This window comes from Microbacterium enclense, from assembly GCA_038182865.1.
Lineage (GTDB): Bacteria > Actinomycetota > Actinomycetes > Actinomycetales > Microbacteriaceae > Microbacterium > Microbacterium enclense_B.
Map to the genome: position 1 here is coordinate 1,973,545 of CP116226.1, position 17,924 is coordinate 1,991,468.

Genomic DNA, 17,924 nt, shown 5'->3' on the forward strand with positions numbered 1-17,924 from the left:
CCGACGGATACGTTCACAGCATGAGTGGCGAAGACGGTCGGGCGAGGAGCCTTGCGGACCACGACGAGGCGGTGCTAGCGCGCCGCCGCCACTACGCCGAGTTCTCCGGCGAGGCGCCGCTGCCCCCGCGTTTCGGCGTGGTGGTCGGCAACTGCCAGGCCGAATCCCTGCGGTTGGTCATCGCCTCCGACGCCCTGCCCGCGATCCGTGTCCCCGCCGTGCACGAGCTGACCGCGGTGGAGGCCGACCGTCTTCACGAGATCCTCACGCGGGCGTCGTTCCTCGTGGCGCAGCCTGTCCGCGACGATTACCGCGGTCTCCCGCTCGGCACCGCGCAGCTGCGCGCGTCGCTCTCACCCGATGCCCGCGTCGTCCTCGTCCCCTCGATCCGCTACGGCGGGCTCCACCCGTTCCAGGCCGTGCTGCGCCTCCCCGGATTCGAGGTCGATCCGCCCCTCGTGGCCTACCACGACGTTCGTCTCCTGGCCGAGGCGGCGGGTCTCCCCGTCGCGCGAGAGCTGCCGGCCGCGTCGGTGCGCGAGGTGGCGGCGGAGTCGGTGGCCGAGCTGCGGCGCCGCGAGGGTCGTGGACTCGACGTCGTGGCATCCGACCTGTTCTCTCCGGTGGTCGCCGATCTCGCCCGCACGGTGAACCACCCCGGAAACGCCGTCTTCCTTCCCCTCGGCGAACGCCTCGTCGCGGCGCTGGGTGCCCCCGGTCGCGCGGTCGATCCCGGTCGCCCGATCCTCGCCGGGGTCCGGGCCCCGCTCGAGGAGTGGGTCGTCGACGCCTGGAGCCTGGATGCCGAGCCCCAGCCCGACTGGATCGTCGCCGGCGAGGTGCTCGCCGCGGCCACCGTGGCCGAGGCCCACCGTGCCTGGTACGCCGAACGCCCCGCCTTCGTCGCCGCGGCCGTGACGCGCATCGCCCCGCTCCTTCGCCGCTGGCGTGCCGCATGACGTCCCTGTTCTCGCCGCCGGACGAGACGGCTCCGGATGCCACCACCCCCGTCCTGCTCGTGCACCCCGGACCTCACGGAGTCGCCGCCTACGCACGCGAGGTCGCCGCGGCTGTGGCGGGCGTGGGCGAGAAGCCACGCTCCGTGGGTCCCGACGACCTGGCCTCGCTACCGCCGGGAACTCCCGTCCACGCGCACGTGACCGATCGGCTGTGGGGGCGATCGCCGGAGGATGCCACCGAGACGGTCGTGGCCCTCGCTCGACGTCATCCGCTCACGGTCACGCTTCACGACGTCCCGCAGGCGTCCGACGGCGAACGCAACCGGCCGCGTCGGCGGGCCTTCTATCGCGCCGTCGCGCTGTCCGCCCGCGCGATCGCGGTGAACAGCGCACACGAGCGCGCCCTCCTCGCGGAAGAAGACGTGTGGGATGGACCGGTCGCCGTCGTGCCCCTTCCGGTGACCTCTCGTCCGCCGCGCGCGGTTCCGCCGCCCGACGGCGCGGTGGGCGTGCTCGGATACTTCTACCCCGGCAAGGGGCACGATGAAGCGCTCGCCGCCGCCGTCGCCGCCGGGCTGACTCGTCTCAGCGTCCTGGGACGCGCGTCGGAGGGGCACGCCGACGAGTTGGAGGCGTTCGTCCGCCGCGCCGCCGACGAGGGAGTCGTCGCCGAGGTGACGGGCTGGTTGGACGACGCGGAGATGGCGGAGCGTGCCGCGGCGGTCGCGGTGCCGGTGATCGCCCACCGGCACGTGTCCGCATCGGGGTCTCTGACTTCGTGGATCGGGTGGGGCCGCAAACCTCTCGCCGTCCGCAACCGGTACGTGGACGAGATGGCCGCGCTGCGCCCCGGTACGCTCGCGCCGGTCGAGGCCGACGCCCTCGCCGACGCGATCCGCTCCGCAGTCGCCGAACCCGCACGCACGTGGCACGGCATCGATCCCGTGCCTTTCGGGCCGTCCGACGTCGCGCGGGCGTACCTGCGGTGGTGGCGCGAGGTGCTCGCGTGACCGCCCCGGGCTGGGTCGCGGGGAACCGCTGGGATCTGCTCGACGGGCAGGCTGCGCCGCTCCGGCAGGTGAGCGTCATCGTGACCCACTACGACCAGCAACGCGAGCTCGATCGCACTCTTCACGCGCTGGCCGCGCAGGATTACCCGGCAGACCTCCTCGAGATCGTCGTCGCAGACGATGGGTCGCCCATCGCTCCCGTGGTGCCCGACGGGGTCCGCGTGGTCACCCAGCCCGACCTCGGATTTCGCGCCGCTGCCGCGCGCAACCGCGGTGTGGCCGCGAGCACGGGCGAGATCCTGTGCTTCCTGGATGCCGATACCACCCCCCAACCGGGGTACGTCCGGGAGATGGTGCGTCTCCCGGCCCTTCTTCCCGAGGCGGTCACGGTCGGGCGTCGACGGCATGCCGACCTCGCGGATGCCGCCGCGGAGGAGCCGATCGCCGAGATCGGTCCCACTGCGGAGCTCCCCGAACCCCCGTGGTTGATCGACGCCTACCGGCGCTCCGAGAACCTTCTGCGCGCCGATGACCGCAGCTACCGATATGTCATCGGCGCCGTCATGGCATGCGCCCGCTCGTTCTTCGACGGCGTCGGAGGGTTCGACGAGAGCTTCGCGTCCTATGGCGGCGAAGACTGGGAGTGGGCGCACCGGGCATGGCAGGCCGGAGCCGTGTTCGCCCACGTGCCCGAGGCCGTCGCCTGGCATGACGGTCCGGAGTGGGCCGGACGCGAGGGTGTCGATCGCACGCGGGAAGGAAATGCTCAGACCCTGCTGATGGCGAGCAAGGTCCCGGTGGACGGTTCCCGAGGTCGGGGACTCCTGTCCGCCGTCCCCGATCTGGTGGTGCACCTCGCCGGAGACCCGACGCCGGCGGCGGCGTTCGTGTGCGTCGACTCGTTCCTCGCGGCCTTCCCCCGGGCCCGGGTGGTCCTCGACGCCGACCCACGCATCGCTGCACTCTCCGCCGACCCGCGCGTGCATATCGGAGACGTCCCCGATGCGCGCGTCGTCCTCCACCTCGCCCGCCCCGCCGTCCTGCTGGCGGCCGACCAGATCGAATCCCGCCTCTCCGCACTCGGCCAGGGCGAGGAAGGTCGCCTCCAGCTCCACAGCGCAGCCGGCGAGGTGATCGGCGAGGCCGTGTCTCGACGAGCACGCCAGCGCGAGAAGCGGTGGGGAGCCCCGGTCGGATTCCTCACGGGCACGATCACCCTTTCCGATCTCCACCTCCTGAGAGACCAACCCCATCTCGAGTCGTGGGTGGGCGGATGGGGAGCGGTCGACCGCTGGCGTTGAGAAGCGCGTCTTTTCGCGGTTCTACGGGTGCGACACGCCCGGGCGGCGGTGTGGATTGGACGGGTGGGCGGGATCCGCGTAACTTATTAGTTGTTCGCCCCACAGGGGAGAGCGGAGCGGCCGAAAGGCCCCGCGTCCTCTCAAGCGGTGAACCACTCCCAACACTCACACTTGAGAATCTCGATTCTCTGGTCTAAGGTTGGGATCCTGCCACTCGGCACATGTCATCGACACAAACTCTTCCTTCGGAAGTCTGTTTCGTCGTGTGTGACGGTCCGATGTGGCACATATAGATGTGAACTGCCTCACGGGTAGGTCGAGAGATCGTTTCTGTGGGTGCGTCCGTTCCTTGAGAACTCAACAGCGTGCACTTGTCAAATGCCAATTTATTCCTCGTCGGTCTGACTTTTGTTGGATTGCGAGAAATTCCTTTGGATCAAAGTCCAACCCTTTGGGGTTGGCATCTGGATAGTCAGTTTTGACTTCCTGTTTGGTCAGATTGAACTCGCTTGTCCCGACCTTATTCCGGTTGGGTGGGCTTTTTTCTTTTACGGAGAGTTTGATCCTGGCTCAGGATGAACGCTGGCGGCGTGCTTAACACATGCAAGTCGAACGGTGAAGCCAAGCTTGCTTGGTGGATCAGTGGCGAACGGGTGAGTAACACGTGAGCAACCTGCCCTGGACTCTGGGATAAGCGCTGGAAACGGCGTCTAATACTGGATATGAGCTCTCATCGCATGGTGGGGGTTGGAAAGATTTTTCGGTCTGGGATGGGCTCGCGGCCTATCAGCTTGTTGGTGAGGTAATGGCTCACCAAGGCGTCGACGGGTAGCCGGCCTGAGAGGGTGACCGGCCACACTGGGACTGAGACACGGCCCAGACTCCTACGGGAGGCAGCAGTGGGGAATATTGCACAATGGGCGGAAGCCTGATGCAGCAACGCCGCGTGAGGGATGACGGCCTTCGGGTTGTAAACCTCTTTTAGCAGGGAAGAAGCGAAAGTGACGGTACCTGCAGAAAAAGCGCCGGCTAACTACGTGCCAGCAGCCGCGGTAATACGTAGGGCGCAAGCGTTATCCGGAATTATTGGGCGTAAAGAGCTCGTAGGCGGTTTGTCGCGTCTGCTGTGAAATCCCGAGGCTCAACCTCGGGCCTGCAGTGGGTACGGGCAGACTAGAGTGCGGTAGGGGAGATTGGAATTCCTGGTGTAGCGGTGGAATGCGCAGATATCAGGAGGAACACCGATGGCGAAGGCAGATCTCTGGGCCGTAACTGACGCTGAGGAGCGAAAGGGTGGGGAGCAAACAGGCTTAGATACCCTGGTAGTCCACCCCGTAAACGTTGGGAACTAGTTGTGGGGACCATTCCACGGTTTCCGTGACGCAGCTAACGCATTAAGTTCCCCGCCTGGGGAGTACGGCCGCAAGGCTAAAACTCAAAGGAATTGACGGGGACCCGCACAAGCGGCGGAGCATGCGGATTAATTCGATGCAACGCGAAGAACCTTACCAAGGCTTGACATATACGAGAACGGGCCAGAAATGGTCAACTCTTTGGACACTCGTAAACAGGTGGTGCATGGTTGTCGTCAGCTCGTGTCGTGAGATGTTGGGTTAAGTCCCGCAACGAGCGCAACCCTCGTTCTATGTTGCCAGCACGTAATGGTGGGAACTCATGGGATACTGCCGGGGTCAACTCGGAGGAAGGTGGGGATGACGTCAAATCATCATGCCCCTTATGTCTTGGGCTTCACGCATGCTACAATGGCCGGTACAAAGGGCTGCAATACCGTAAGGTGGAGCGAATCCCAAAAAGCCGGTCCCAGTTCGGATTGAGGTCTGCAACTCGACCTCATGAAGTCGGAGTCGCTAGTAATCGCAGATCAGCAACGCTGCGGTGAATACGTTCCCGGGTCTTGTACACACCGCCCGTCAAGTCATGAAAGTCGGTAACACCTGAAGCCGGTGGCCCAACCCTTGTGGAGGGAGCCGTCGAAGGTGGGATCGGTAATTAGGACTAAGTCGTAACAAGGTAGCCGTACCGGAAGGTGCGGCTGGATCACCTCCTTTCTAAGGAGCATCTGGCACTGATGGCCTTCGGGTTGTGAGTGTCCAGGCGCCGGATCAGACCGAATGTGTCTGCCGGTTAGCTCATGGGTGGAACATTTGATGAGGTGCTCACACTGAGGATTTCGGGTCTAGTACGCAGCTTGCTGTTGGAACGGTTCGGGTCGGAGGGGTGGGTGCATGCACGCTGTTGGGTCCTGAGGGGCCGGGCGCTGATCGCTGAGTCTTTGGGCTGGTGGTTGGTGGCTGTTCCTCGAGGGCCTGTCCTGGCGCCACGGTTGTGGTTGTTGGGGTGGGTACCGCCCGTACTTTGAGAACTACACAGTGGACGCGAGCATCTTCGACATGACCTTCGGGTTGTGTCGTGAAGATGATCTTAAAGATCATTAGTCAATTTTTTGACGATTCAACTCATGTGATTTCAAGTCTTTAAGAGCAAACGGTGGATGCCTTGGCATCTGGAGCCGAAGAAGGACGTAGCAATCTGCGATAAGCCTCGGGGAACTGATAAGCGAGTTTTGATCCGAGGGTGTCCGAATGGGGAAACCCCGCCAGGGCGCGTGCGTACCTGGTGACTCCCGCCTGAATATATAGGGCGGGTAGAGGGAACGTGGGGAAGTGAAACATCTCAGTACCCACAGGAAGAGAAAGCAACAGCGATTCCGTGAGTAGTGGCGAGCGAAACCGGAAGAGGCTAAACCTAGCGTGTGTGATAGCCGGCAGGCGTTGCATGTTGGGGGTTGTGGGACTTTTCTGATTGTTCTGCCGAGCAGTCGACGTGACAAGAGGGTATAGACGAACGGTTTTGAATGGCCGGTCATAGAGGGTGCGAACCCCGTAGTCGAAATGCCTGTTCTTGGCGTGAAGAGTATCCCAAGTAGCACGGGGCCCGAGAAATCCCGTGTGAATCTGTCAGGACCACCTGATAAGCCTAAATACTCCCAGATGACCGATAGCGGACAAGTACCGTGAGGGAAAGGTGAAAAGTACCCCGGGAGGGGAGTGAAATAGTACCTGAAACCGTTTGCTTACAAACCGTTGGAGCCTCCTTAGTAGGGGTGACAGCGTGCCTTTTGAAGAATGAGCCTGCGAGTTAGCGATACGTGGCGAGGTTAACCCGTGTGGGGTAGCCGTAGCGAAAGCGAGTCTGAATAGGGCGATTCAGTCGCGTGTCCTAGACCCGAAGCGAAGTGATCTATCCATGGCCAGGTTGAAGCGACGGTAAGACGTCGTGGAGGACCGAACCCACTTAGGTTGAAAACTGAGGGGATGAGCTGTGGATAGGGGTGAAAGGCCAATCAAACTTCGTGATAGCTGGTTCTCTCCGAAATGCATTTAGGTGCAGCGTTGCGTGTTTCTTGCCGGAGGTAGAGCTACTGGATGGCCGATGGGCCCTACAAGGTTACTGACGTCAGCCAAACTCCGAATGCCGGTAAGTGAGAGCGCAGCAGTGAGACTGTGGGGGATAAGCTTCATAGTCGAGAGGGAAACAACCCAGACCACCAACTAAGGTCCCTAAGCGCGTGCTAAGTGGGAAAGGATGTGGAGTTGCTTTGACAACCAGGAGGTTGGCTTAGAAGCAGCCACCCTTGAAAGAGTGCGTAATAGCTCACTGGTCAAGTGATTCCGCGCCGACAATGTAACGGGGCTCAAGCACGCCACCGAAGTTGTGGCATTGACATTTTTGGTAGGCCTTCGTGGTCCAGCCGTGTTGATGGGTAGGAGAGCGTCGTGTGGCGAGTGAAGCGGCGGGGTGACCCAGCCGTGGACGCTACACGAGTGAGAATGCAGGCATGAGTAGCGAAAGACGTGTGAGAAACACGTCCTCCGAAAGACCAAGGGTTCCAGGGTCAAGCTAATCTTCCCTGGGTAAGTCGGGACCTAAGGCGAGGCCGACAGGCGTAGTCGATGGACAACGGGTTGATATTCCCGTACCGGCGAAGAACCGCCCAAGCTAATCCAGTGGTGCTAAGAGTCCTAGCTCAGAATGTGTCGGATCCCTTCGGGGTGAGGACCGTCTGTGTGAACGCTCGACCCCATGCTGGTGCGGCTAGCGTATTAACAGGTGTGACGCAGGAAGGTAGCCCAAGCCAGGCGATGGTTGTCCTGGTGCAAGTGCGTAGGCCGACTCTTAGGCAAATCCGGGAGTCATTGAGGCTGAGACACGATGCGGATAAAAAGTGGGTGATCCTATGCTGCCAAGAAAAGCATCGACGCGAGGTTCTAGCTGCCCGTACCCCAAACCGACTCAGGTGGTCAGGTAGAGAATACCAAGGAGATCGAGAGAATCGTGGTTAAGGAACTCGGCAAAATGCCCCCGTAACTTCGGGAGAAGGGGGGCCATCCACTTATTAGGACTTGCTCCGAAAGGGTGTGGTGGCCGCAGAGACTAGTGGGTAGCGACTGTTTACTAAAAACACAGGTCCGTGCCAAGTCGCAAGACGATGTATACGGACTGACGCCTGCCCGGTGCTGGAAGGTTAAGAGGACCGGTTAGCCGCAAGGCGAAGCTGAGAATTTAAGCCCCAGTAAACGGCGGTGGTAACTATAACCATCCTAAGGTAGCGAAATTCCTTGTCGGGTAAGTTCCGACCTGCACGAATGGCGTAACGACTTCCCAACTGTCTCAACCGCGAACTCGGCGAAATTGCATTACGAGTAAAGATGCTCGTTACGCGCAGCAGGACGGAAAGACCCCGTGACCTTTACTACAGCTTGGTATTGGTGTTCGGTGTGGCTTGTGTAGGATAGGTGGGAGACGTTGAAGCATTCACGCCAGTGAGTGTGGAGTCATTGTTGAAATACCACTCTGGTCACTCTGGATATCTAACTTAGGACCGTGATCCGGTTCAGGGACAGTGCCTGGTGGGTAGTTTAACTGGGGCGGTTGCCTCCCAAAATGTAACGGAGGCGCCCAAAGGTTCCCTCAACCTGGTTGGCAATCAGGTGGCGAGTGTAAGTGCACAAGGGAGCTTGACTGTGAGACTGACAGGTCGAGCAGGGACGAAAGTCGGGACTAGTGATCCGGCAGTGGCTTGTGGAAGCGCTGTCGCTCAACGGATAAAAGGTACCTCGGGGATAACAGGCTGATCTTGCCCAAGAGTCCATATCGACGGCATGGTTTGGCACCTCGATGTCGGCTCGTCGCATCCTGGGGCTGGAGTAGGTCCCAAGGGTTGGGCTGTTCGCCCATTAAAGCGGTACGCGAGCTGGGTTTAGAACGTCGTGAGACAGTTCGGTCCCTATCCGCTGCGCGCGTAGGAAGTTTGAGAGGATCTGACCCTAGTACGAGAGGACCGGGTTGGACGAACCTCTGGTGTGTCAGTTGTTCCGCCAGGAGCACCGCTGATTAGCTACGTTCGGGATGGATAACCGCTGAAAGCATCTAAGCGGGAAGCCGGCCTCAAGATGAGACTTCCATACCTTCGGGTGAGAGGCTCCCAGCCAGACTACTGGGTTGATAGGCCGGATGTGGAAGCGTAGTAATACGTGAAGCTGACCGGTACTAATAAGCCGATGACTTGATAACACACCGTTTTTGGTGCTTGCGTCCACTGAGTGGTTCTCGATGTACGGTCGGGAACGCAACAATGATTGATCGTTGTTGGTTCTTGAAACATCAATAGTGTTTCGGCGGCCATAGCGAGAGGGAAACGCCCGGTTACATTCCGAACCCGGAAGCTAAGCCTCTCAGCGCCGATGGTACTGCAGGGGGGACCCTGTGGGAGAGTAGGACACCGCCGGACTTCTTTTCACGAAATGGCCACCCAAGGTTGGGTGGCCATTTCGCATTTACGGGCACTTTTCCCGGGAAGGACAGTCATGTCGACCGACGACGCGAACGATCGCAAGAGCAACGAAGGGCGCTCGGGCGACCGCGCCTCGGGTCGTGGACCATCCTCCCGTGGCGGTGCGCCGAGAGGCGACCGCCCCGTCCGTCGTGACGGAGACCGCCCGTTCCGCCGTGACGGCGAAAGCCGCCCGCAGCGAGAGGGCGATCGGCCGTTCCGTCGGGACAATGATTCGCGTCCGCCGCGGGATGGTGATCGGCCGTTCCGTCGTGAGGGGCAGGGCTCTGCCCGTCCCACGCGGGATGGGGATCGGCCGTTCCGTCGCGATAACGACTCGCGTCCGCCGCGTGATGGGGACCGACCCTTCCGCCGTGACGGGCAGGACTCTGGCCGTCCTCCGCGGGACGGGGATCGGCCGTTCCGTCGCGATAGCGATTCGCGTCCGCCCCGTGATGGTGACCGACCCTTCCGCCGTGACGGGCAGGGCTCTGGCCGTCCTCCGCGGGACGGGGATCGGCCGTTCCGTCGCGATAGCGATTCGCGTCCGCCCCGTGATGGTGACCGGCCTTTCCGTCGTGACGGCGAAAGCCGCCCGCAGCGAGAGGGCGATCGGCCGTTCCGCCGTGACGGGCAGGGCTCTGGCCGTCCTCCGCGGGACGGGGATCGGCCGTTCCGTCGCGATAACGATTCTCGTCCGCCGCGAGATGGTGATCGACCTTTCCGTCGTGACGGACAGGGCTCTGGTCGTCCCGCGCGCGAGGGGGACCGCCCCTTCCGCCGCGATGGCGACGGGGGAGGTCGTCCTCGTCGGGACGGTGAGGGGCGCACGTTCGGCGGCGGCGACCGTCGGCCCTCCGGCGACCGCAGGCCCGGGGCCGGCGCCCCTCGCCGCTTCGGTCGTGACGATGCGCGTGCCACGCGCCCGCCGCAGGACCGCCGTGAGCGCGGGCCCGAGATCCCCGAAGAGGTCACGGCGTGGGACCTGCCGGGAGCGGCTCGTAACGAGCTGAAGACCCTGAGCAAGGACAACGCCGAGAACGTCGCGCGTCACCTCGCCATGGCGGCCCGGCTCATCGATGAGGATCCCGAGCTGGCGCACCAGCACGCCCTGGCTGCCTCGCGCAGCGCGGGGCGCGTCGGTGTCGTCAGAGAGACCGTCGCCATCACCGCGTACGCCGTCGGAGACTTCGCACTGGCTCTGCGTGAGCTGCGTACCCACCGCCGGATCACCGGCTCGGACGAGCAGCTCCCTCTCATCGTGGACAGTGAGCGTGGCGTCGGGCGGCCTGATCGCGCGCTCGAGGAAGGCCGTTCCGTCGACCGTTCGACGCTGTCGGTGCCCGTTCGCGTCCAACTGGCGATCGCCATGTCGGGTGCCCGCCTCGACCTCGGTCAGGCGGATCGCGCGTTGCAGGAACTCGAGATCCCGGAAGCCGATCCCGATCGGGCTTTCGAGTGGAGCCCCGCGTTGTTCTCCGCTCGGGCTGCCGTTCTCGAAGAACTCGGACGTGACGCCGAGGCCGCGGAGTGGGAGCGTCGGGCGCAGGTCGCGGCTGAAGCACTCGATGCGGCCGCGGGTGTCGCGGATCGCGAAGTCATCGTCGTCGAGGAGATCGACGTGATCGATGACGAAGGCGGCGTGGAGGTGGCATCCGGAGTCATTCCCGTCTCCGACGAGGACGAAGACGAAGAGCCCCCGCACGCGCCGGTGAGTGAGGCGGGCCCGGTCGCAGACGTCGACGAGCAGGGCGGCCCGCGGTGATCTTCGGTCGGAGCAAGCCGCAGGCCACGCCGCTCGACGGGGTGGACGTGGTGCTCGCCGACCTGGACGGGGTCGTCTACGCCGGCCCCGGTGCGCTCCCGCACGCGGTCGACAGTCTCAACCGCGCTCAGGAGGAGGGGCGACAGCTCGGCTACATCACGAACAATGCGTCGAGAACCGATGCGACCGTGGCGGAGCACCTGTCGTCGCTGGGTCTGCGCGTGAACGCAGGCGACGTCGTCACGAGTCCCCAAGCCGCCATGCGCCTGATGCGGGACCTGGTCCCGGCGGGCTCGACACTTCTCGTGATCGGCGGCGAAGGACTCGTCGTCGAGGTCGAGAAGGCCGGCTTCGTGGTGACGCGCAGCGCGGACGATGCTCCCGCCGCCGTCGTGCAGGGTTTCGCGCCCGAGGTCGGCTGGAAGGACCTGGCCGAAGCCGCCTACGCCCTTGCGACCCCCGTCGAGGAGGGCGGTATCCCCTGGGTCGCGACGAACACGGACTGGACCATTCCACAGGCCCGCGGCATCGCACCGGGAAACGGCACTCTCGTCTCCGCCGTGCACACCGCGGTAGGGCGCCTGGCCACGATCGCCGGCAAGCCCGAACGCCCGATCTTCGACGAAGCCGTCATCCGCACCGGTGCCCAGAATCCTCTCTTCATCGGTGATCGCCTCGACACCGACATCCAAGGCGCTCGCGCGGCCGAGATGTCGTCTCTGCTCGTGCTCACGGGGATCGACCGGCCGAAGCAGGTGCTGGCGGCACCTCCCTCCCAGCGGCCCGACTTCATCGTCGCCGACCTGCGTGAGCTGTTCGAGCCCTACCCGGCGACGATCGTGAAGGGGGAGCGGACCCGCGTCGGCGAGGCGATCGTGGAGATCGACGGTGTCGACCTCCGGATCGTGGCGGAGGGGGAGCGTCAGATCGACCTTCTCCGAGCCGGGGCGGCTGCGATCTGGAACTCCGGGCGCGCGATCTTCGGCTTCCGGGTTCCGGAACAGCTGTATGCGGACCCGTTCCGCGTGCGCTGACGCCGTAGCATGGCATCCATGTCGGACACCCGCGAGAACGATGCCGATCCCGAGCTGATCAGCCGCCTTCGCGTCATCGAGGAACAGCCTCTCGACACGAGGGCCGACGCGTACGCGGCGGTGCACGACGAACTTGCGCGGCGGCTCGAGTCCGGTCCGGGCGACCACACTCCGTCGTCGCACGCATGACTCGTCTCGATGCCGAGCTCGCCGCGCGCGGTCTCGCGCGATCCCGCTCCCACGCGTCCCAGCTGATCGCGGCCGGGGAGGTGAGCGTCGACGGGCACGCGGTGGTGAAGGCGTCGGCCGCCGTCGACGGCGGCAGCGTGATCGAGGTGGCCAGCCCCGACCATTACGTCAGCCGGGGAGCCCACAAGCTCATCGCCGCGCTCGACACGTTCGACATCTCCGTCGAGGGCCGGATCGCTCTCGACCTCGGCGCCTCGACCGGTGGGTTCACGCAGGTGCTCCGCGAGCGGGGAGCGAGGCCCGTGCTCGCGGTGGACGTGGGTCACGGGCAGTTGTCCACAGTGCTCGCGGCCGACGCTGACGTCGTGTCGGTCGAGGGGTATAACGTGCGGTTCATGACCGCCGCCTCGCTCTCGGATGCCACGGGTGTCGCGGAGCGCCCCACGATCGTCACCGGCGACCTGTCCTTCATCTCCCTGCACCACGTCCTGCCCGCGGTGGTGGATACGGCCGCACCGGAAGCGGACATCGTGCTGCTGGTCAAGCCGCAGTTCGAAGTCGGGCGCACCGCTGTGAAGGGCGGTCTCGTCACCGACCCTGCTCTTCGGTCCGATGCTGTCCACGGTGTCCTCTGGGCCGCGTGGGACGCAGGGCTGCGCACGAACGGCCTGATCGCCTCGCCCATCGTCGGAACCCACGGCAACCAGGAGTACGTCGCGTGGTTCTCGGCCGCTCACGGCAGCGACCCCTCAGAATGGGAGAGCACCGTGACCCGACTGACCGGAAGCCGATGACCCCCAGCGATCGCCGAATCCTCCTCGTCGTCCATGCCCGTCGCGACGACACCGTCCACGCCGCCGAGCGCGTCCTCACCGCCGTCCGGGCCGCCGGCGCCACGCCGGTGGTCTCCGCCGAGGACCGCCCCGAACTCGCGGAGCGCCTCTCGCTCGAGGGTGTCGCGACGCTCGGCGTGGATGTGAGCATCGACGACGTCGAACTGGCCATCGTGCTGGGCGGCGACGGCACGATCCTGCGCGCGGCCGAAATGGTGCGCGGCGGCACGGCGCCGATCCTCGGCATCAATATGGGGCACGTCGGCTTCCTCGCCGAGATCGAGCGCGACGACATGGATGACGCGGTACGCCGCGTGATCGACCGCGACTACACCGTCGAGGAGCGCTTGGCGCTCGCGGTGAAGATCGAGGATGCCGATGACCGGGTCATCTTCGAAACCTGGGCGCTGAACGAGGCCACCGTCGAGAAGGCGAGCCGCGAGCGCATGCTCGAGGTCGTCATGGCGGTGGACGGGCGTCCGTTGTCATCGTTCGGCTGCGACGGTGTCGTCATCGCGACGCCCACAGGATCGACCGCGTACAACTTCTCCGCCGGAGGGCCGGTCGTCTGGCCGACCGTCGAGGCGATCGCCGTTGTGCCGCTGTCGGCGCACGCCCTCTTCGCCCGACCGCTCGTCGTCGGTCCGGACGCGAGCGTCGCCGTCGAGGTGCTCGAACGCACGAGCGGCAGCGGCATCCTGTGGTGTGACGGTCGACGCTCGCACGACCTGCCCCCGGGTGCCCGCGTCGTGGTGCGCCGATCGTCGCGGCCGGTGCGCCTGGCGCGCCTGCACCCCGCGGCGTTCACCGAGCGCCTCGTGCGCAAGTTCCGCTTGCCCGTCACGGGCTGGCGCGGAGTGGCGGGAGGTGCCGCATGATCGAGGAGATGCGCTTGCGCGACCTCGGCGTCATCGCCGACGCGACCCTGCCGATCGGCCGCGGTTTCACCGCCATCACCGGTGAGACGGGTGCGGGCAAGACGATGGTCGTCACCGGCCTCGGCCTCCTGCTCGGCCAGCGCGCCGACTCCGGTGCCGTCCGCAAGGGTGCGGCCCAGGCCGCGGTCGAGGGGGTCTGGCTGGTTCCCGAGGACGGCCCCGTGGCCGAACGCGTGCGCGAGGCCGGGGGAGACGTCGAGCCCGTCGGCGGGGGAGCGGCTGAGCTGTACCTCGGTCGTACCGTCTCGAGCGAAGGCCGCGGGCGTGCCACGGTCGGCGGCCGGACCGCCCCCGCCGGCGTGCTCGCCGACCTGGCCGATGACCTCGTCGTCGTCCACGGACAGTCGGACCAGCTGCGTCTGAAGTCCTCGTCCGCTCAACGCGAAGCGCTCGATCGCTTCGGTGGTGAGCCGGTGACAGCGGCGCGCGCCGCCTACCGCGACGCCTGGGACACCTGGCGCGCTCTCGATGCCGAGCTGACCACCCTGACCACCGACCGCGACGACCGGGCCCGTGAGGCCGAGCACTTGCGCGCGGCCATCGCCGAGATCGAAGCTGCCGCCCCCGTGGCGGGTGAGGAGGAGGAGCTCGCTCGTCGTGCCGAACGCCTCGCCAATGCCGAGGAGTTGCGACTGGCCGCCGTGACCGCCCACGCCGCCCTGTCGAATGACGACGGCTCGCCGGATGTCGTGACGCTGCTCGCCGAGGCGCGTCGGGCGCTCGAGCGCATCGCGGCCAGCGACGACGCCCTCGCCGCGATCAGCGAGCAGGTCGCGGATCTCGGTTATCGCGCGACGGATGCCTCGGTCGCGCTGTCGGGCTACCTCGCCGACCTCGATGAGTCGGGTCCCCACGAGCTGGCGATCGTCGACGAGCGACGGGGCGTGCTCGCCGGACTCGCACGCACGCACGGATCGGTGGAGGCCGCCCTCGCCTTACTCGAGACGGGATCGGCACGCCTGGTCGAACTCGACGACGACGGTGACCGGCTGCAGCGCCTCGAGACCCAGCGCGACGCCGCGGCGGCTGAGCTCGACGCCGCTGCCGATATACTGACCGCCGCCCGGCGCGAGGCAGCGGAGCGCCTGGGCGCCGCTGTCACCGAGGAACTGCACGCCCTCGCCCTGCCCGACGCCCGTCTCACGGTCGATGTCGCTGCGGCCACCCCCGCCGGACACGGGCGCGACGAGGTGTCGATCCTTCTCGCTCCGCACCCCGGTGCCGATCCGCGCCCGGTGTCGCGGGGTGCGTCGGGAGGAGAGCTGAGCCGCGTCATGCTCGCGATCGAGGTCGTGATCGCCGGGGTCGACCCCGTACCCACCTTCGTGTTCGACGAGGTCGACGCCGGTATCGGCGGAGCTGCGGCGATCGAGGTCGGGCGACGGCTCGCGCGTCTCGCGGAGTCGTCGCAGGTGATCGCCGTCACGCACCTCGCGCAGGTCGCCGCTTTCGCCGGCAACCACCTCACGGTCGTGAAGGGCAACGACGGGGCCGTGACGGCATCCAGTGTCCGCCGTCTCGATGGTGCTGACCGCGAAGCCGAGATGGCGCGCCTGCTGTCAGGGCTGAGCGATTCGGAGGCCGCTCTCACCCACGCGCGGGAACTGCTCGAGACCGGGCGTGCCACGGTCTGATCCGCCGATCGACCCGTGATCGTCACGTCGCGGTGACGCGGATGTCGGGGGCCGATGCCAGACTGCGGGAGGAGCGGAGAACATCCGCCATCCTGAGGACAGATGCGACTGATAGGATCGAAGCCCGTGATGCAGACTTCGGACGCGGGACATTCAGACGGTAAGACCTTCACGACGAAGCACATCTTCGTCACCGGAGGAGTGGTCTCCTCCCTGGGTAAGGGCCTGACGGCGGCAAGCCTCGGCAACCTTCTCACCGCTCGCGGTCTGCGCGTGGTCATGCAGAAGCTCGACCCGTATCTCAACGTGGACCCGGGGACGATGAACCCGTTCCAGCACGGTGAGGTCTTCGTGACCGACGACGGCGCCGAGACCGATCTCGACATCGGGCACTACGAGCGCTTCCTCGACATCGAGCTGAGCCAGGCGGCCAACGTCACCACCGGCCAGATCTACTCGCAGGTGATCGCGCGGGAGCGTCGTGGCGAGTACCTCGGCGACACGGTGCAGGTGATCCCGCACATCACCGACGAGATCAAGCGTCGCATGCGCCTGCAGGCCAGCGAGAGCCCCCAGCCCGACGTGATCATCACCGAGATCGGTGGCACCGTCGGCGACATCGAGTCGCAGCCGTTCATCGAGTCCGCGCGCCAGATCCGCCACGAGCTGGGCCGGAAGAACGTCTTCTTCGTGCACGTCTCGCTCGTGCCCTTCATGGGCGCCTCCGGCGAACAGAAGACCAAGCCCACTCAGCACTCGGTCGCCACGCTGCGCTCGATCGGCATCCAGCCCGACGCGCTCGTGCTGCGCAGCGACCGGCCCGTCACGGAGTCGAACAAGCGCAAGATCGCGCTGATGTGCGACGTCGACGAAGACGCCGTGGTCAACGCGATCGACGTGCCCAGCATCTACGACATCCCCACGATGATGCACGACCAGGGTCTCGACGCCTACATCGTCGACGCCCTCGACATCGACAAGGCCGCAGACGTCGACTGGTCGCGGTGGCAGCGCGTGCTGCAGGCCGTGCACAACCCCAAGCACGAGGTGACCATCGGCCTCGTCGGCAAGTACATCGACCTGCCCGACGCCTATCTCTCGGTCACCGAGGCGATCAAGGCGGGCGGCTTCGGACAGGAGACCCACGTGAAGATCACGTGGATCCCCTCCGACCTCTGCGAGACGCCCGAGGGGGCCGAGAAGGCTCTCGCGGCGGTCGACGGGATCATCGTGCCCGGAGGCTTCGGCATCCGGGGTATCGAGGGCAAGCTCGGCGCCCTGCGGTTCGCGCGGGAGCAGGGCATTCCCACGCTCGGCATCTGCCTGGGCCTGCAGTGCATGGTCATCGAGTACGCGCGTACCGTGGCCGGCCTCGAGGGCGCGTCGTCGAGCGAGTTCGATCCCGACACCGTGCACCCCGTGGTGGCCACGATGGCCGAGCAGGTCGACATCCTCGAGAGCGGCGACCTCGGCGGCACCATGCGCCTGGGGCTGTACCCGGCCGCGCTCGCCGAGGGATCGCTCGCGGCCGAGCTGTACGGCGAGTCGCAGATCTCGGAGCGTCACCGCCACCGGTACGAGGTCAACAACGCCTACCGGCAGCAGCTGAGCGACGCGGGCCTGGTGTTCTCGGGGCTCAACCCCGATCTCGACCTCGTCGAGTTCGTCGAGCTGCCGCGTGACGTGCACCCGTACTACATCGCCACCCAGGCACACCCCGAGCTGCGGTCGCGGCCGACCGCTCCGCACCCGCTGTTCCGCGGTCTCGTCGGGGCGGCGCTCGAGCGTCACCGCTCGAGCGAGCTGTTCGACGTCGAGGAGGCCTGACATGGCGGAGCTGCGCGACGAGCGCGTCGACCTCGAGGTCGTCTCGACCGATCTCGTCTACGAGGGTGCGGTGTGGAACGTCCGCAGCGACACCGTCCGCTACGGCGACGGTGAGATGACGCGGCAGTACGTCGAGCACCCCGGGGCAGCGGCGGTCGTCGCGATCGACGAGGACGAGCGCGTCGTGCTCATTCAGCAGTACCGCCACCCGATCAAGGAACGCGACTGGGAGATCCCGGCGGGTCTTCTCGACGTGGCGGGAGAGCCGCCTCTGGAGACGGCCAAACGGGAGCTGACCGAGGAGGTCGACCTCGAGGCCGATCGCTGGCAGCCCCTCGTCTCGATGCACACCACCCCCGGCGGTAACGACGAGGTCGTGCACCTCTTCCTCGCCCGCGGCCTGCGGACGGTCGAGACGGACTACGAGCGTGAGCACGAGGAGTCCGACATGCGCGTCGAGCGCGTGCCGCTCGCCGACGTCATCGACGGCGTGCTGGCGGGGCGTCTGCGCAACGGCATCCTGGCAACCGGCGCGCTCGCCGCGGCCGAGGTGCTGCGCCGCGAGGCCTCCGCGCGCTGA

11 protein-coding genes and 3 rRNA genes are annotated in these 17,924 nt (G+C 65.7%); all 14 read left to right on the forward strand.

Features of this window, described 5'->3' with window-relative positions; all coding sequences use genetic code 11:
* The first annotated feature begins 20 nt into the window (after nt 1-20).
* The 14 genes from PIR02_09190 to PIR02_09255 all read left to right on the forward strand — a co-directional run bounded on the left by PIR02_09190 (nt 21) and on the right by PIR02_09255 (nt 17,924).
* Nucleotides 21-959 (forward strand): WcbI family polysaccharide biosynthesis putative acetyltransferase, encoded by a 939-nt coding sequence (locus PIR02_09190; GenBank protein WZH38832.1) that lies wholly within the window; start codon nt 21-23, stop codon nt 957-959.
* Nucleotides 956-1,969 (forward strand): glycosyltransferase, encoded by a 1,014-nt coding sequence (locus PIR02_09195; protein ID WZH38833.1) that lies wholly within the window; start codon nt 956-958, stop codon nt 1,967-1,969. The genes PIR02_09190 and PIR02_09195 overlap by 4 nt, the downstream gene beginning before the upstream one ends.
* Nucleotides 1,966-3,270 (forward strand): glycosyltransferase, encoded by a 1,305-nt coding sequence (locus PIR02_09200; protein ID WZH38834.1) that lies wholly within the window; start codon nt 1,966-1,968, stop codon nt 3,268-3,270. The genes PIR02_09195 and PIR02_09200 overlap by 4 nt, the downstream gene beginning before the upstream one ends.
* Before the next feature lie 547 nt (nt 3,271-3,817).
* Nucleotides 3,818-5,339 (forward strand): 16S ribosomal RNA (locus PIR02_09205).
* 416 nt (nt 5,340-5,755) lie between these two features.
* Nucleotides 5,756-8,865, forward strand: a 23S ribosomal RNA gene (locus PIR02_09210).
* Nucleotides 8,866-8,965: 100 nt separating this feature from the next.
* Nucleotides 8,966-9,082: ribosomal RNA gene (rrf, locus tag PIR02_09215) — 5S ribosomal RNA — on the forward strand.
* Together the 16S, 23S and 5S rRNA genes form the textbook arrangement of a ribosomal RNA operon.
* A gap of 1,102 nt (nt 9,083-10,184) precedes the next feature.
* Complete coding sequence (locus PIR02_09220) at nt 10,185-10,889, forward strand: hypothetical protein (GenBank protein WZH38835.1); 705 nt, start codon at nt 10,185-10,187, stop codon at nt 10,887-10,889.
* Nucleotides 10,889-11,923, forward strand: coding sequence for an HAD-IIA family hydrolase (locus PIR02_09225; GenBank protein ID WZH38981.1), 1,035 nt, complete (start codon nt 10,889-10,891; stop codon nt 11,921-11,923). The genes PIR02_09220 and PIR02_09225 overlap by 1 nt, the downstream gene beginning before the upstream one ends.
* Nucleotides 11,924-11,941: 18 nt before the next feature.
* Nucleotides 11,942-12,112 (forward strand): hypothetical protein, encoded by a 171-nt coding sequence (locus PIR02_09230; GenBank protein WZH38836.1) that lies wholly within the window; start codon nt 11,942-11,944, stop codon nt 12,110-12,112.
* A complete protein-coding gene (locus tag PIR02_09235) occupies nt 12,109-12,906 on the forward strand; it encodes a TlyA family RNA methyltransferase (GenBank protein ID WZH38837.1) in 798 nt (265 codons plus the stop codon). Before PIR02_09230 ends, PIR02_09235 begins: the two co-directional genes overlap by 4 nt.
* Entirely contained in the window at nt 12,903-13,823 is a 921-nt protein-coding gene (locus PIR02_09240) for an NAD kinase (GenBank protein ID WZH38838.1), read from the forward strand. The genes PIR02_09235 and PIR02_09240 overlap by 4 nt, the downstream gene beginning before the upstream one ends.
* Complete coding sequence (gene recN, locus PIR02_09245; GenBank protein ID WZH38839.1) at nt 13,820-15,517, forward strand: DNA repair protein RecN; 1,698 nt, start codon at nt 13,820-13,822, stop codon at nt 15,515-15,517. Before PIR02_09240 ends, recN begins: the two co-directional genes overlap by 4 nt.
* Nucleotides 15,518-15,646: 129 nt before the next feature.
* Entirely contained in the window at nt 15,647-17,344 is a 1,698-nt protein-coding gene (locus tag PIR02_09250; GenBank protein ID WZH38982.1) for a CTP synthase, read from the forward strand.
* A 1-nt stretch (nt 17,345) separates the two neighbouring features.
* Nucleotides 17,346-17,924 (forward strand): NUDIX hydrolase, encoded by a 579-nt coding sequence (locus tag PIR02_09255; protein ID WZH38840.1) that lies wholly within the window; start codon nt 17,346-17,348, stop codon nt 17,922-17,924.

Excerpts from the sequence above, each read along its gene's own strand:
- PIR02_09190 (WZH38832.1), top strand. The coding sequence starts at position 21 with ATGAGTGGCGAAGACGGTCGGGCGAGGAGCCTTGCGGACCACGACGAG.
- PIR02_09195 (WZH38833.1), top strand. The coding sequence starts at position 956 with ATGACGTCCCTGTTCTCGCCGCCGGACGAGACGGCTCCGGATGCCACC.
- PIR02_09220 (WZH38835.1), top strand. The coding sequence starts at position 10,185 with ATGGCGGCCCGGCTCATCGATGAGGATCCCGAGCTGGCGCACCAGCAC.
- PIR02_09230 (WZH38836.1), top strand. The coding sequence starts at position 11,942 with ATGTCGGACACCCGCGAGAACGATGCCGATCCCGAGCTGATCAGCCGC.
- PIR02_09235 (WZH38837.1), top strand. The coding sequence starts at position 12,109 with ATGACTCGTCTCGATGCCGAGCTCGCCGCGCGCGGTCTCGCGCGATCC.
- PIR02_09240 (WZH38838.1), top strand. The coding sequence starts at position 12,903 with ATGACCCCCAGCGATCGCCGAATCCTCCTCGTCGTCCATGCCCGTCGC.
- recN (WZH38839.1), top strand. The coding sequence starts at position 13,820 with ATGATCGAGGAGATGCGCTTGCGCGACCTCGGCGTCATCGCCGACGCG.
- PIR02_09250 (WZH38982.1), top strand. The coding sequence starts at position 15,647 with ATGCAGACTTCGGACGCGGGACATTCAGACGGTAAGACCTTCACGACG.
- PIR02_09255 (WZH38840.1), top strand. The coding sequence starts at position 17,346 with ATGGCGGAGCTGCGCGACGAGCGCGTCGACCTCGAGGTCGTCTCGACC.